Origin of the sequence: Citrobacter sp. wls826 (assembly GCF_005281245.1) — a bacterium.
In the GTDB taxonomy this organism is placed as follows: domain Bacteria; phylum Pseudomonadota; class Gammaproteobacteria; order Enterobacterales; family Enterobacteriaceae; genus Citrobacter; species Citrobacter braakii.
This window is the reverse complement of the sequence record NZ_SZWS01000064.1, coordinates 170042-182265: the sequence shown is the minus strand read 5'-3', so window position 1 is coordinate 182265 and position 12224 is coordinate 170042. Positions and strand designations below refer to the sequence as shown.

Sequence of the window (12224 nt, the reverse complement as noted above, 5' to 3'; positions counted from 1 at the left end):
CGAGTAAGAAAAAAGGCACGTCATCATGACGTGCCTTCTCCGGTACTACCCTACACGATTACTGTTCGCTTTCATCAGTATAACGTTTTGCTTTATAAGCAGGGTGCATCAGGTTCTGTGCAGAGAAGATATCGTCCAGTTCAGACTCGGTCAACAGACCGCGTTCCAGGACAACTTCACGTACGCTCTTACCGGTTTCGGCACAAATTTTACCGACGATGTCGCCGTTGTGGTGACCGATGAACGGGTTGAGGTAAGTAACGATGCCGATGGAGTTGAATACAAACGCTTCACAGACTTCTTTGTTAGCAGTGATACCACTAACGCATTTTTCCAGCAGGTTGTAGCAAGCATTGCTCAGAATGTGAATGGATTCAAACATTGCCTGGCCAATGACCGGCTCCATTACGTTCAGCTGCAGCTGACCAGCTTCAGATGCCATAGTAACGGTGATGTCGTTACCGATGACTTTAAAGCAAACCTGGTTTACGACTTCTGGAACAACTGGGTTCACTTTTGCTGGCATGATAGAAGAACCAGCCTGCAGTTCCGGCAGGTTGATCTCGTTCAGACCAGCGCGTGGGCCAGAGGAGAGCAAACGCAGGTCGTTACAGATTTTGGACATCTTAACAGCCAGACGTTTCAGTGCGCCGTGAACCATAACGTATGCGCCGCAGTCAGAAGTTGCTTCAATCAGGTCTTCTGCCGGAACACAGGCGAAGCCAGTGACTTCAGCCAGTTTCTGTACTGCCAGCGGGGAGTATTCTTTCGGCGTGTTCAGACCAGTACCGATTGCAGTTGCACCGAGGTTAACTTCCAGCAGCAGCTCAGCGGTACGACTAATGTTTTTCACTTCTTCTTTCAACAGTACGCTGAAAGCATGGAATTCCTGACCGAGGGTCATCGGTACAGCATCCTGCAGCTGGGTACGGCCCATTTTCAGGATGTCCTGGAATTCAACAGCTTTTTGTTCGAAGCCTTCACGCAGCTGGTTCAGGGCATCGATCAGTTTGATGATGGATGCGTATACCGCGATACGGAAGCCAGTTGGGTAAGCGTCGTTGGTAGACTGACATTTGTTAACGTGGTCGTTCGGGTTCAGGTACTGATATTCACCTTTCTGGTGACCCATCAGTTCCAGACCGATATTGGCCAGCACTTCGTTGGTGTTCATGTTGACGGAGGTACCCGCACCACCCTGGTAAACATCTACCGGGAATTGATCCATGCATTTTCCGTTATTCAGGACTTCATCACACGCCGCGATGATGGCATTTGCCACACTCTTAGGAATGGTTTGCAGCTCTTTGTTGGCCATTGCCGCTGCCTTTTTAACCATTACCATACCGCGAACAAATTCAGGAATGTCGCTGATTTTGTTGTTGCTAATGTAGAAGTTTTCAATCGCTCTCAGAGTGTGAACACCGTAGTAGGCGTCCGCTGGAACTTCCCTGGTACCCAACAAGTCTTCTTCGATACGAATGTTGTTTAACATGTGAACCTTCTTTTTCAAGCTGCCAATGATTTGACTAAACACACAGGATATATGTGATTTCGATTGTTTCTCGACCGACGATTATCCCCTGCATCGGTCTGATACTCGAGATCATATGCTGGTTCAGGATTTCTACCGTAATCTGGATCACTTAAAGCGTGGAATTTACCCCTTATTTATTATTCTGTGAAATGGATCACCCCTTTAGGATTAATACTAAAAATAAGTGTACAAGCGACTTGAAATTTTGCTAACCACCTCAACATCTAATTGATGCGAGTCACATAATTCATCGGACAGGCGTTGAAAAAAACGACTGTTATTGACAGGAGAACCCTTTGCGCTGGATACCATTACTTGCCATTTTTCTCTATGTTTACATAGAGATATCTATTTTTATTCAGGTTGCCCATGTCCTGGGTGTCCTGATGACGCTGATTTTGGTTATTTTTACGTCGGTTATCGGTATGTCTCTGGTTCGTAACCAGGGATTTAAAAACTTTTTACTGATGCAACAAAAAATGGCGGCTGGTGAAAGTCCGGCTGCAGAAATGATCAAGAGCGTGTCGCTGATCATTGCTGGTCTGCTGTTGGTACTGCCCGGTTTTTTCACCGATTTCCTCGGTCTTCTTCTTTTATTACCCCCGGTGCAAAAACATCTGACGATGAAACTGCTGCCGCATTTGCGTTTTTCGCGTATGCCGGGCGGTGGTTTTAGCGCCGGAACCGGTGGCGGTGAGACCTTTGATGGCGAATTTCAGCGCAAAGACGACGATCGCAACCGTATTGATCATAAAGACGATCCTCGGGATTAAGCATCAGTATGCGGGCCGGATAAGCGTGAGCACCATCAGGCAAAATGCTTATCTGCCGGATGACGGCGTCAACGTCGCCTTATCCGGCCTGCGGGGTAAAAACAGCCACAGCCCTGCCAGCATAATCAGCGCATACAGGCTCTTCCAGCCAACCATTGCCAACAGCAGCAGACACAGTAGACCGCCAATGACCGCCAGCATGCGATAATGCCCTTTCAGTAATCGACATCCCGCCAGCATGCACAGCAAATAAATCAAAATAAAGATGCCGTTAGCATAGACGATTAACGCATCGAGATTGATTTTCAGCATATAGATGCACAACGTACTGATCACGCAGCAGCCCAATACGGCGTTTAGCGCATTGCGCGGAAGGTGACGGGGAGACAGACGCGCCAGATGACTTTCCGGCTTATATTGCGCTTGCGACCAGACCAGCCGGGCGAAGCTTTGAATATAAATGTTGAGACTGGCAAAACAGGCCAGATAACCAATGATGCAGGCGACCCACAGTGCCTGTACGCCAAATAACTGCACGACGATCTCTGGCAGTGAGGCCGCCGCCGCCATTTGCTCACCGTAGGCGCCAAAATGAAGCACGACGACGGTGCATGCCCAATAAACAGAGCCCGCAAGCAGCAGGCCGATCATCAGCGCGCGCGGGAAATCCCGCTCTGGGTTTTTGAATTCAGATGCCAGATGGGCAAACGCTTCAAGGCCAACAAAACACCAGAACATCACCGACAGTGCGGCGAACAGTCCGGGGAGCTCAATCTCGGTTATCGCAGGGAAGGGGATTTCGCCAGGTTTCACATCGCCCGCCCACCAGATGGCGACAATGAGGGCAACAATCAATCCGGCAATGACCGTTTGCAGATTAGCGCTAGAGCTGGCACCGTGGGAGCCGATATACCAAACCAATGCCAGCGTACCGAGCTCTGCCAACAGAAGCTGTTCGTCATGCCAGCCAAACATTGCCTGACCAAATCCGGCGGCAATATGTAATGCCGCAGGCAAGCCGACGGGAATCACCGACAAAAATAGCCATCCGGTGACGCGCTCCAGGCGTGGGCCAAAGGCCATACCAACAAAATGCGCCACGCCACCCGCGCTGGGAAAATGACGACCCAGTACGGCAAAGACAATCGCCACGGGAAAGACTAAAACAATCAGCACCGGCCAGGCCCACAGGCTGTTGTTGCCAGCCACCAGCGCGGCTAGCGCAGGGACGGCGAAAACGCCTGTACCTAGCAATGATGTCGACAACAGGCCAATGCCCTGAGCCAGTCCCAGCTCTTGTTTCAGTCCGCTCATAAGTTGTTATCCGGTTATGCCCATTGACCGGGCTACAGCGCAGATTTTTGATGGTATCACAATCGTATTTGCTTATGACGACGTGACTGAAATCGTTATAAAATGTGATGCGCGTCGGCGTTTTGACGGAATTTTCTGCTGATATAAATTTTTTTTCGCTTGCCCCCTTGAAGGTACAAAGCCCCATCCCCATTTCTCTGGTCACTAGCCGGGAAACCGTTCACGGGCCGGCGTCACCCATAACTGATAAAGACTTTCTCAAAGGAGAGCTATCAATGAGTATTCGTCCGTTACATGATCGTGTGATCGTCAAACGTAAAGAAGTTGAATCTAAATCTGCTGGCGGCATCGTACTGACCGGTTCTGCAGCAGGTAAATCAACTCGTGGCGAAATCATCGCTGTCGGTAAGGGCCGCATCCTGGACAACGGTACCGTACAGCCGCTGGACGTTAAAGTCGGCGATATCGTTATTTTCAACGATGGCTACGGTGTTAAATCTGAGAAGATCGACAATGAAGAAGTGTTGATCATGTCTGAAAGTGACATCCTGGCAATTGTTGAAGCCTAATCCGCGAACGACACTGAACATACGAATTTAAGGGAAAGAGAAAATGGCAGCTAAAGACGTAAAATTCGGTAACGACGCTCGTGTGAAAATGCTGCGCGGCGTAAACGTACTGGCAGATGCAGTGAAAGTTACCCTCGGTCCAAAAGGCCGTAACGTAGTTCTGGATAAATCTTTCGGTGCACCGACCATCACTAAAGATGGTGTTTCCGTAGCCCGTGAAATCGAACTGGAAGACAAGTTCGAAAACATGGGGGCGCAGATGGTGAAAGAAGTTGCTTCTAAAGCGAACGACGCTGCAGGCGACGGTACCACCACCGCAACCGTACTGGCGCAGTCCATCATCACTGAAGGTCTGAAAGCCGTTGCTGCGGGCATGAACCCGATGGATCTGAAACGTGGTATCGACAAAGCTGTCGCTGCTGCCGTTGAAGAACTGAAAGCACTGTCCGTACCGTGCTCTGACTCTAAAGCGATTGCTCAGGTTGGTACTATCTCCGCTAACTCCGACGAAACCGTAGGTAAACTGATCGCTGAAGCGATGGACAAAGTCGGTAAAGAAGGCGTGATCACCGTTGAAGACGGTACCGGTCTGCAGGACGAACTGGACGTGGTTGAAGGTATGCAGTTCGACCGTGGTTACCTGTCTCCTTACTTCATCAACAAGCCGGAAACTGGCGCAGTAGAACTGGAAAGCCCGTTCATCCTGCTGGCTGACAAGAAAATCTCCAACATCCGCGAAATGCTGCCGGTGCTGGAAGCAGTAGCAAAAGCGGGTAAACCACTGCTGATCATCGCTGAAGATGTTGAAGGCGAAGCGCTGGCAACTCTGGTTGTTAACACCATGCGCGGTATCGTGAAAGTCGCGGCGGTTAAAGCGCCTGGCTTCGGCGACCGTCGTAAAGCGATGCTGCAGGATATCGCTACCCTGACCGGTGGTACCGTTATCTCTGAAGAGATCGGTATGGAGCTGGAAAAAGCAACTCTGGAAGATCTGGGTCAGGCGAAACGCGTTGTTATCAACAAAGACACCACCACCATCATTGATGGCGTGGGTGACGAAGCTGCAATCCAGGGTCGCGTGACTCAGATTCGTCAGCAGATCGAAGAAGCAACTTCCGACTACGACCGTGAAAAACTGCAGGAGCGCGTAGCGAAACTGGCAGGCGGCGTTGCGGTTATCAAAGTTGGTGCTGCGACTGAAGTTGAAATGAAAGAGAAGAAAGCCCGCGTTGAAGATGCCCTGCACGCGACTCGTGCTGCGGTAGAAGAAGGCGTGGTTGCTGGTGGTGGTGTTGCGCTGATTCGCGTAGCGTCTAAGATTGCCGGTCTGAAAGGTCAGAACGAAGACCAGAACGTAGGTATTAAAGTTGCGCTGCGCGCAATGGAATCTCCGCTGCGTCAAATCGTACTGAACTGCGGCGAAGAGCCGTCTGTAGTGGCTAACACCGTGAAAGCGGGTGACGGTAACTACGGTTACAACGCTGCAACTGAAGAATACGGTAACATGATCGACATGGGTATCCTGGATCCAACCAAAGTAACGCGTTCAGCTCTGCAGTACGCGGCTTCTGTTGCGGGTCTGATGATCACCACCGAGTGCATGGTTACTGACCTGCCGAAAGGCGATGCGCCTGACTTAGGTGCTGCTGGTGGTATGGGCGGCATGGGTGGAATGGGCGGCATGATGTAATTTAATCTTCATACTTCAAGCCGCAGGTTCATTGGCTGCGTTCGTTTACCCCAGTCACTTACTCATGTAAGCACTGGGGGATTCATGAACCTGCCGCCTGCCTGCAACTTGAATTATTTGATTAAATACGTATCTCGCGAAAAATGAGAAACCCTCGGGCAGAAATGTCCGGGGGTTTTTCTTTTGGTCATCTTTTTAGTATATGATTCAGCTACGGACATAACGTCCAGCTCATTGATTATGGGGAATGACATGCACGTGAAATATTTAGCAGGGATCGTTGGTGCCGCGCTACTGATGGCGGGTTGTAGCTCCAGCAACGAACTGAGTTCAGCCGGGCAAAGCGTACGCTTCGTCGAAGAGAAGCCTGGCGCAGAGTGTCAACTGATTGGCACTGCAACCGGTACGCAAAGCAACTGGCTTTCTGGCCAGCACGGCGAAGAGGGTGGCTCTATGCGTGGCGCAGCAAACGATCTGCGTAACCAGGCTGCGGCAATGGGTGGTAACGTGATTTATGGCGTCAGCAGCCCATCACAGGGAATGCTGTCCAGCTTTGTTCCTACTGCCAGTGAAATGACCGGACAGGTTTATAAGTGCCCAAATTGATAAATGCTGTTGATGCCTGATGGCGACGCTAAAACGTCTTATCAGGCCTACGATACAAATTCGTCGGCCTGATAAGCGCAGCGACATCAGGCATTTTGAGCGTTATGCGCTGACTGAGCGCGTAAATGATGCAGCGCGCGCAGGCACTGATCCTGATTGAGCTTTTGCGTCTTATCACCCGTCAACGTTCTGACAAACACCTGGCACGGTACACCAGCAAGCTTTTTCAGCCGTGGGCTGAAATCGAGAAGACGGCGAGTAATGGCTTCGGCCTCTTTGCTGCCGGAAGGGGCGCGAGTTTTTACTACCGAACCACAGAACTGGGCTTTTCCTTGATCATCCGTATAGCGGTAAATAATCGCCAGATAATGATTAAACAGGCTTTGTTTCCATTCGGGGTGCGTATAAGAGTCGTATTCCAGATTGTCGTTTGCCCGGCAATCAACATCGTACAGCGGCAGGAAATCCAGCAGTGATGTAATTCGTAGCGCTAATTCCCGCATGCCAGCATTATTTATTGCATGAATAACAGCATGGGCCAGCACCCGAATCTGTCGTTCATTAATCAGTAATTCACACGTTTGTCCATCATGCAGTGTCAGAGAAAATGTTAAGTTTTCGCCTTTGTCATCCACTAACATCAGCGAATTTATGCGACGATTAATGTCGGCATTTTTTAGCTCATCTTCCTGAATCAAAGGAATATTTTCGTGCATCTTTTGGCTGACTTTATCGCATTCCTTCTCATATTGCGCATGCTCTTCTTCGCTAAGCTGATGTTTGACGGATAGCCTGCTTTCCAGGGCGATAAGCAGATCTCTTAGCCCAAGCGGAGAAAGAAAAAATAACGACGTTTTATTCCTTTGTTCTTTTATCTTTAATGCTAAGGCAATAAATTCATTCTTTTGACGAATAACACCGGTATTAATGCCTTTAATACTTATAGTCATAAAAGGTTCTCCCTAACCATATATTTATTAATATTATGAATTTGGTTCTAATGATGCAAATTATGAATTAATGATTTTATAGCGCTAATTAAAATAGCACAGATTAAAAGCGTGGCTCCACTTGTGAGGATTTAAATAATAAGTAATCGTGGTGAGTGTCCGGAATCGGACACTCAATAATGGTTATTGTTGGCGTAGTTGCAGATCCAATGGCGTTTTACTTGGCTCACCGCCAATTTCACGCGCCAGTTTGGGGACCATATAGCCGGAAACCAACGTCAGCAGTTCACGCATAATGTGACGTGCCTCATCGTCACTGACCATAAAGTGGGCGGCACCTTGCACTTTGTCCAGTACGTGCAGGTAATAGGGCATCACCCCCGCATCAAACAGGGCGTTGCTCAGGTTCGCCAGTGTTTGTGCGTTATCGTTCACGCCACGCAGCAAAACGCTTTGGTTGAGTAGGGTGACGCCAGCGGTACGCAGTCGGACCATCGCCTGGTGAAATGCCTCATCGACCTCATTGGCGTGGTTAATGTGGTTGACCAGCAGAACCTGCAGGGAGGAGCGCGCAAAGCGCTGGGCCAGTCCTTCAGTAATGCGCGCGGGGATCACAATCGGCAAACGGCTGTGAATGCGCAAACGATTAATGTGCGGGATGGCTTCCAGTTGCGTGAGTAACCAGTCCAGTTCATGGTCCTTGGCCATTAGCGGATCACCACCGGAGAAGATAATCTCATCCAGCTCAGGATGCGCGCTAATGTAGTCCAGGGCGACCTGCCAGTTGCGCTTATTGCCCTGGTTTTCGGCATAGGGGAAGTGTCGGCGGAAGCAATAGCGACAATTTACCGCGCAACCGCCTTTAACCAACAACAGCGCCCGGTTGCGATATTTATGCAGCAAACCGGGGACCACGCTGTGCTGTTCTTCCAGCGGATCGGTCGAGTAGCCAGGTGCAGCAACAAACTCTTCCTGGGAAGTAAGTACCTGACGCAAAAGTGGATCGTCCGGATTGCCTTTTTCCATACGAGCAATAAAGGCGCGCGGTACGCGCAGGGCGAAAAGTCGTCTCGCGTCGCGTCCGGCCAACAGTTTTTCATCTGCGTCTATATTCAAAAGATGCAGAAGTTCATCAGGATCGGTCACAACATCGGCAAGTTGCGATAACCAATCTTCTCTGGATGGGGTATTTAGGGTTACAATATGCGCCATTTTGTGGCTTAGCTACCAGTTAACAATTTTCAGAGGGCCTTATGGCAACGTACTATAGCAACGATTTTCGTGCTGGTCTTAAAATCATGTTGGACGGCGAACCTTATGCGGTTGAAGCCAGCGAATTCGTTAAACCAGGTAAAGGCCAGGCATTTGCGCGCGTTAAGCTGCGTCGCCTGCTGACCGGTACTCGCGTAGAGAAAACCTTCAAGTCCACCGACTCCGCTGAAGGCGCAGACGTAGCCGACATGAACCTGACCTTCCTGTATAGCGACGGTGAGTTCTGGCACTTTATGAATAACACCACTTTCGAACAGCTGGCTGCAGACGAGAAAGCGGTAGGCGATAACGCTAAATGGCTGCTGGACCAGGCTGAATGCATCGTGACCCTGTGGAACGGTCAGCCGATCTCCGTGACTCCGCCAAACTTCGTTGAGCTGGAAGTCGTTGAAACTGACCCAGGTCTGAAAGGCGATACCGCTGGTACTGGCGGCAAACCGGCTACTCTGTCTACTGGCGCAGTCGTTAAAGTTCCGCTGTTCGTACAGATCGGTGAAGTGATCAAAGTGGATACTCGCTCCGGCGAATACGTTTCTCGCGTAAAATAAGATATCTATTTGATCTTATGGCGCAGGTTGCTGCGCCATACTTTTTCCAGGGCAGGAATGATGAAACGTCTTCTCAGTCTTGTAATGCTCATCCTTTTCACCAGCACTCTCCTGGCGGGTTGTAATACCGCGCGCGGCTTCGGTGAAGACATCAAACATCTTGGCAATTCAATCTCTCACGCCGCCAGCTAACACTCTCTCATAGTCTTAAAAACGGTTGTTTATCCATCACACTTGCGGATCTTGTCTATTATTAATGAGCTATACACAAACAATATTGGCTAGAAAAGGAAGACGTTATGGTTAAAAAGACAATTGCAGCGATCTTTTCTGTGTTGGTTCTTTCTTCAGTATTGACTGCGTGCAATACCACGAAAGGTGTTGGGCAGGATATCTCTGAGGGCGGTAGCGCAATCTCTGGTGCAGCGACAAAAGCTCAACAATAATCATGAACGGTACGACGTCACGTCGTACCGTTAATTCCCCTTCCCGGGGAGTGAGAGAAACGGTGAGAAGCGGTTCCCCATGTGCAGTTTCATGCGGATATTCCGTTTATAGGTGTAGACCGTCTTGCCATGAATGCTGAGTGCGGCGGCTATCGCATTGTTACTCACACCATCCATCCACATCGACAATACTTTCTCCTCCTGCGGCGTAAGCAGCGGAGTCGCGTTTTCGGCTATTTCTAACGTGGGACGAAGCTGTAGCGCCTCCTGAATCGTGTGTGAGAGCGCGTTCAGCGTGGTGTGCTTGGTTAAGACCGAATAGGCGACGGATTGAGAGGAAGCAATTGAGGCGTGCTGTCTTTCAACTGATTGCAGTAAAATCAGCGGGATGACGCCGCAGCTCATGAAAAAGGGTTTAATTGGCGGACTGGTATGCGTCTCGCTAATAAAACTGTATAAATCCGCGATCACCAGATGTGGCTTCCACTGCAAAATATGCTCTTTTGCTAACAGGAGATTATTGATCCCTGACACAAGAAATGAGGAGCTGAACCTGCCAGAATGATTAAGCAAGGCCTCAATCCCTGTACGGGTAAAGTGGCACCGATCAATCACTAAAATTTTAAGCATAACCTTTTCGCATTCAGAAGAGAGGCAATCGACTTTCCGGATTCAGAAAGCCCTTCATCATAGAGAACTCCGATGAGTGCCAAATGCGGGAACTACGCCGCTAATTATGCTTAATTCTTGCTTTTAACGGGCAGCGAATAAAAAGGTTGAAATTCATTTTCTCTCGGGCAAAAATGCCATTTCACACATCAGCTTTGCAGGACGACCTGCAAACGCTTCTTTCACCGGGGACGGCCCCATTGTTCTGGAGCCTGATATGTCCTGGATCGTTTTATTAATTGCAGGTCTGCTCGAAGTTGTCTGGGCGATTGGCCTGAAATATACCCACGGTTTTACGCGTTTGACGCCAAGCATTATCACTATTGTGGCAATGATCGTCAGTATCGCCATGCTCTCCTGGGCAATGCGTACGTTGCCTGTAGGAACCGCCTATGCAGTATGGACTGGTATCGGCGCAGTCGGCGCGGCCATTACAGGGATTCTGCTGCTGGGTGAATCTGCCAGCCCGGCGCGGTTACTGAGCCTCGGGCTGATTGTGGCCGGTATTATTGGCCTCAAGCTGAGCACCCACTAAGCACCAGGCTGTTTTACCCAAATCAGCTTATTCACCTCAAACCCTTCCCGGGTCGCGATGGCCAGCATTTGCTGTTTCATTTCATCTGAAATAGTAGGGGTCCGTGAAAGGATCCACAGGTAGTCGCGATCCGGCCCGCAAACCAGCGCGTGACGATATTCCCTGTCGAGGGCAATCACGTTATACCCGCCATAGAAGGGGCCAAAAAACGAGACCTTGAGCGCAGCGCGGTTTGGGTCGCCAGTGAAGTAGGCTTTCCCCTCCGTTTTCTGCCACATTCCTCTGTCCGGGTTATAGCCCTTGTTAATAACATTGATACCGCCGTCGTCGCGCAGGCTGTAGGTAGCAGTCACTTTTTCCAGTCCGCGCTCGAATCGATGGTCGAAACGCGCAATTTCATACCAGGTGCCCAGATAGCGTGTGGCATCAAAGTTATTTACTACGGTAATACCTTTCGGTGGTGTTGGGGTGCTGCAAGCGACAACCAGAAATGCAGCCGTAACTGCAGCAACGACGGGCAGAATGCGCATGGGATTTTCCTTGCTGGATTTTTGTTAAGTGTAGATGACAGCAGGAAAAAAAGAGAAAGAAAGGAAGCCCAATATCCAGGGCCTCCTTGTCCGTTACTGCAGTTTTTCAAGAATGCGCCAGGCGGCTTCGACGCGAACAGGGTTTGGGTAGCTCTTGTTTGCCAGCATCACGATGCCAAGGTTTTTTTCTGGAACGAAAGCAACGTAGCTGCCGAATCCGCCAGTGGAGCCCGTTTTATGCACCCATGAGGCTTTCACGGCAGGCGCGGGCGGGTTTACCTCAACGGCAGGAAGCGCTGCCAGGGCCACTTTGCTGTCGCTACCGCTAATTATCGAGTCGGCCTTCACCGGCCAGTTCAGCATCTCCCAGCCCAGGCCCTGGTACATATCGCCAATACGCCAGTAACGTGACTGCGCAAGCTCGATGCCCTGCTGGAGCGTTTTCTCCTGAACCTGGCTGGCGTCCATGTTGGCCTGAACCCAACGGGTCATATCGATAACGCTCGATTTCACCCCGTAGGCTTCGGCATCAAGTTGCCCAGGGGATACATGCACTGGCTTTCCTTCGCGATAACCCCAGGCATAATCTTTTTGTTCGCTCTGCGGAACCGTAATCCAGGTATGCGCCAGTTTTAAGGGGCGCAGGACGCGTTTGGTCATCGCCTCTTCGTAGCTCATGCCTGAGGGGTTCACCGCCAGGGCGCCAAACAGACCAATGCTGGAGTTAGCATAAAGACGTTTAGCGCCTGGGGCCCATTGCGGCTGCCAGTTTTGATAAAAGCGTA

15 protein-coding genes are annotated in these 12224 nt (G+C 50.2%); 8 read left to right on the top strand and 7 right to left on the bottom strand.

Going from position 1 to position 12224, the window contains the following annotated elements; all coding sequences use genetic code 11:
- Window positions 1-58: 58 nt before the first annotated feature.
- A complete protein-coding gene (gene aspA / locus FDW87_RS20825) occupies window positions 59-1495 on the bottom strand; it encodes an aspartate ammonia-lyase (RefSeq protein WP_016151388.1) in 1437 nt (478 codons plus the stop codon).
- 338 nt (window positions 1496-1833) lie between these two features.
- On the opposite strand from aspA, the gene FDW87_RS20820 reads away from it, so the two are divergent.
- Window positions 1834-2310 (top strand): FxsA family protein, encoded by a 477-nt coding sequence (locus FDW87_RS20820; RefSeq protein ID WP_016151389.1) that lies wholly within the window; start codon window positions 1834-1836, stop codon window positions 2308-2310.
- A 48-nt stretch (window positions 2311-2358) separates the two neighbouring features.
- On the opposite strand, the gene yjeH is transcribed toward FDW87_RS20820, so the two are convergent.
- On the bottom strand, window positions 2359-3624 hold the full coding sequence (yjeH, locus tag FDW87_RS20815; protein WP_049271628.1) for an L-methionine/branched-chain amino acid transporter: 1266 nt from the start codon (window positions 3622-3624) through the stop codon (window positions 2359-2361).
- A 275-nt stretch (window positions 3625-3899) separates the two neighbouring features.
- Between yjeH and FDW87_RS20810 the strand changes: the two genes are divergently transcribed.
- The 3 genes from FDW87_RS20810 to FDW87_RS20795 all read left to right on the top strand — a co-directional run bounded on the left by FDW87_RS20810 (window position 3900) and on the right by FDW87_RS20795 (window position 6489).
- Complete coding sequence (locus FDW87_RS20810) at window positions 3900-4193, top strand: co-chaperone GroES (RefSeq protein WP_000027827.1); 294 nt, start codon at window positions 3900-3902, stop codon at window positions 4191-4193.
- A 43-nt stretch (window positions 4194-4236) separates the two neighbouring features.
- Window positions 4237-5883, top strand: a complete 1647-nt coding sequence (gene groL / locus FDW87_RS20805) for a chaperonin GroEL (RefSeq protein WP_003025464.1) — start codon at window positions 4237-4239, stop codon at window positions 5881-5883.
- A gap of 252 nt (window positions 5884-6135) precedes the next feature.
- Complete coding sequence (locus FDW87_RS20795; protein WP_016151391.1) at window positions 6136-6489, top strand: DUF4156 domain-containing protein; 354 nt, start codon at window positions 6136-6138, stop codon at window positions 6487-6489.
- Window positions 6490-6575: 86 nt separating this feature from the next.
- Here FDW87_RS20795 and yjeJ read toward each other — a convergent pair whose 3' ends face one another.
- Both yjeJ and epmB read right to left on the bottom strand, forming a co-directional pair.
- Window positions 6576-7439 carry a YjeJ family protein gene (gene yjeJ / locus FDW87_RS20790; RefSeq protein ID WP_137380122.1) on the bottom strand — a complete coding sequence of 288 codons (864 nt, stop codon included), beginning with the start codon at window positions 7437-7439 and terminating at the stop codon, window positions 6576-6578.
- Window positions 7440-7622: 183 nt separating this feature from the next.
- The gene (gene epmB, locus FDW87_RS20785; RefSeq protein ID WP_049271634.1) at window positions 7623-8651 is read right to left on the bottom strand and encodes an EF-P beta-lysylation protein EpmB; all 1029 of its coding nucleotides are present in this window, start codon (window positions 8649-8651) and stop codon (window positions 7623-7625) included.
- Between the two features lie 41 nt (window positions 8652-8692).
- On the opposite strand from epmB, the gene efp reads away from it, so the two are divergent.
- The 3 genes from efp (at window position 8693) to ecnB (ending at window position 9705) form a co-directional block, all read left to right on the top strand.
- Window positions 8693-9259, top strand: a complete 567-nt coding sequence (gene efp / locus FDW87_RS20780) for an elongation factor P (protein ID WP_003025478.1) — start codon at window positions 8693-8695, stop codon at window positions 9257-9259.
- 57 nt (window positions 9260-9316) lie between these two features.
- Window positions 9317-9451 carry a lipoprotein antitoxin entericidin A gene (gene ecnA, locus FDW87_RS20775; protein ID WP_016151394.1) on the top strand — a complete coding sequence of 45 codons (135 nt, stop codon included), beginning with the start codon at window positions 9317-9319 and terminating at the stop codon, window positions 9449-9451.
- Window positions 9452-9558: 107 nt separating this feature from the next.
- Entirely contained in the window at window positions 9559-9705 is a 147-nt protein-coding gene (gene ecnB / locus FDW87_RS20770) for a lipoprotein toxin entericidin B (RefSeq protein ID WP_016151395.1), read from the top strand.
- A gap of 30 nt (window positions 9706-9735) precedes the next feature.
- Here ecnB and FDW87_RS20765 read toward each other — a convergent pair whose 3' ends face one another.
- Window positions 9736-10335 (bottom strand): LuxR C-terminal-related transcriptional regulator, encoded by a 600-nt coding sequence (locus tag FDW87_RS20765; protein ID WP_047414968.1) that lies wholly within the window; start codon window positions 10333-10335, stop codon window positions 9736-9738.
- A 256-nt stretch (window positions 10336-10591) separates the two neighbouring features.
- Between FDW87_RS20765 and sugE the strand changes: the two genes are divergently transcribed.
- Window positions 10592-10909, top strand: coding sequence for a quaternary ammonium compound efflux SMR transporter SugE (sugE, locus tag FDW87_RS20760; protein WP_016151397.1), 318 nt, complete (start codon window positions 10592-10594; stop codon window positions 10907-10909).
- On the opposite strand, the gene FDW87_RS20755 is transcribed toward sugE, so the two are convergent.
- Together FDW87_RS20755 and FDW87_RS23205 are read right to left on the bottom strand one after the other, a co-directional pair.
- The gene (locus tag FDW87_RS20755; protein ID WP_049271636.1) at window positions 10906-11439 is read right to left on the bottom strand and encodes a lipocalin family protein; all 534 of its coding nucleotides are present in this window, start codon (window positions 11437-11439) and stop codon (window positions 10906-10908) included. The genes sugE and FDW87_RS20755 overlap by 4 nt on opposite strands.
- 93 nt (window positions 11440-11532) lie before the next feature.
- On the bottom strand, window positions 11533-12224 hold a 692-nt coding region (locus tag FDW87_RS23205; RefSeq protein ID WP_252363281.1), incomplete at its 5' end, for a beta-lactamase.

Excerpts from the sequence above, each read along its gene's own strand:
- yjeJ (WP_137380122.1), bottom strand. The coding sequence starts at position 7,439 with ATGACTATAAGTATTAAAGGCATTAATACCGGTGTTATTCGTCAAAAG.
- ecnB (WP_016151395.1), top strand. The coding sequence starts at position 9,559 with ATGGTTAAAAAGACAATTGCAGCGATCTTTTCTGTGTTGGTTCTTTCT.
- aspA (WP_016151388.1), bottom strand. The coding sequence starts at position 1,495 with ATGTTAAACAACATTCGTATCGAAGAAGACTTGTTGGGTACCAGGGAA.
- ecnA (WP_016151394.1), top strand. The coding sequence starts at position 9,317 with ATGATGAAACGTCTTCTCAGTCTTGTAATGCTCATCCTTTTCACCAGC.
- yjeH (WP_049271628.1), bottom strand. The coding sequence starts at position 3,624 with ATGAGCGGACTGAAACAAGAGCTGGGACTGGCTCAGGGCATTGGCCTG.
- FDW87_RS20765 (WP_047414968.1), bottom strand. The coding sequence starts at position 10,335 with ATGCTTAAAATTTTAGTGATTGATCGGTGCCACTTTACCCGTACAGGG.
- FDW87_RS20810 (WP_000027827.1), top strand. The coding sequence starts at position 3,900 with ATGAGTATTCGTCCGTTACATGATCGTGTGATCGTCAAACGTAAAGAA.
- FDW87_RS20795 (WP_016151391.1), top strand. The coding sequence starts at position 6,136 with ATGCACGTGAAATATTTAGCAGGGATCGTTGGTGCCGCGCTACTGATG.
- FDW87_RS20755 (WP_049271636.1), bottom strand. The coding sequence starts at position 11,439 with ATGCGCATTCTGCCCGTCGTTGCTGCAGTTACGGCTGCATTTCTGGTT.
- efp (WP_003025478.1), top strand. The coding sequence starts at position 8,693 with ATGGCAACGTACTATAGCAACGATTTTCGTGCTGGTCTTAAAATCATG.
- epmB (WP_049271634.1), bottom strand. The coding sequence starts at position 8,651 with ATGGCGCATATTGTAACCCTAAATACCCCATCCAGAGAAGATTGGTTA.
- groL (WP_003025464.1), top strand. The coding sequence starts at position 4,237 with ATGGCAGCTAAAGACGTAAAATTCGGTAACGACGCTCGTGTGAAAATG.
- sugE (WP_016151397.1), top strand. The coding sequence starts at position 10,592 with ATGTCCTGGATCGTTTTATTAATTGCAGGTCTGCTCGAAGTTGTCTGG.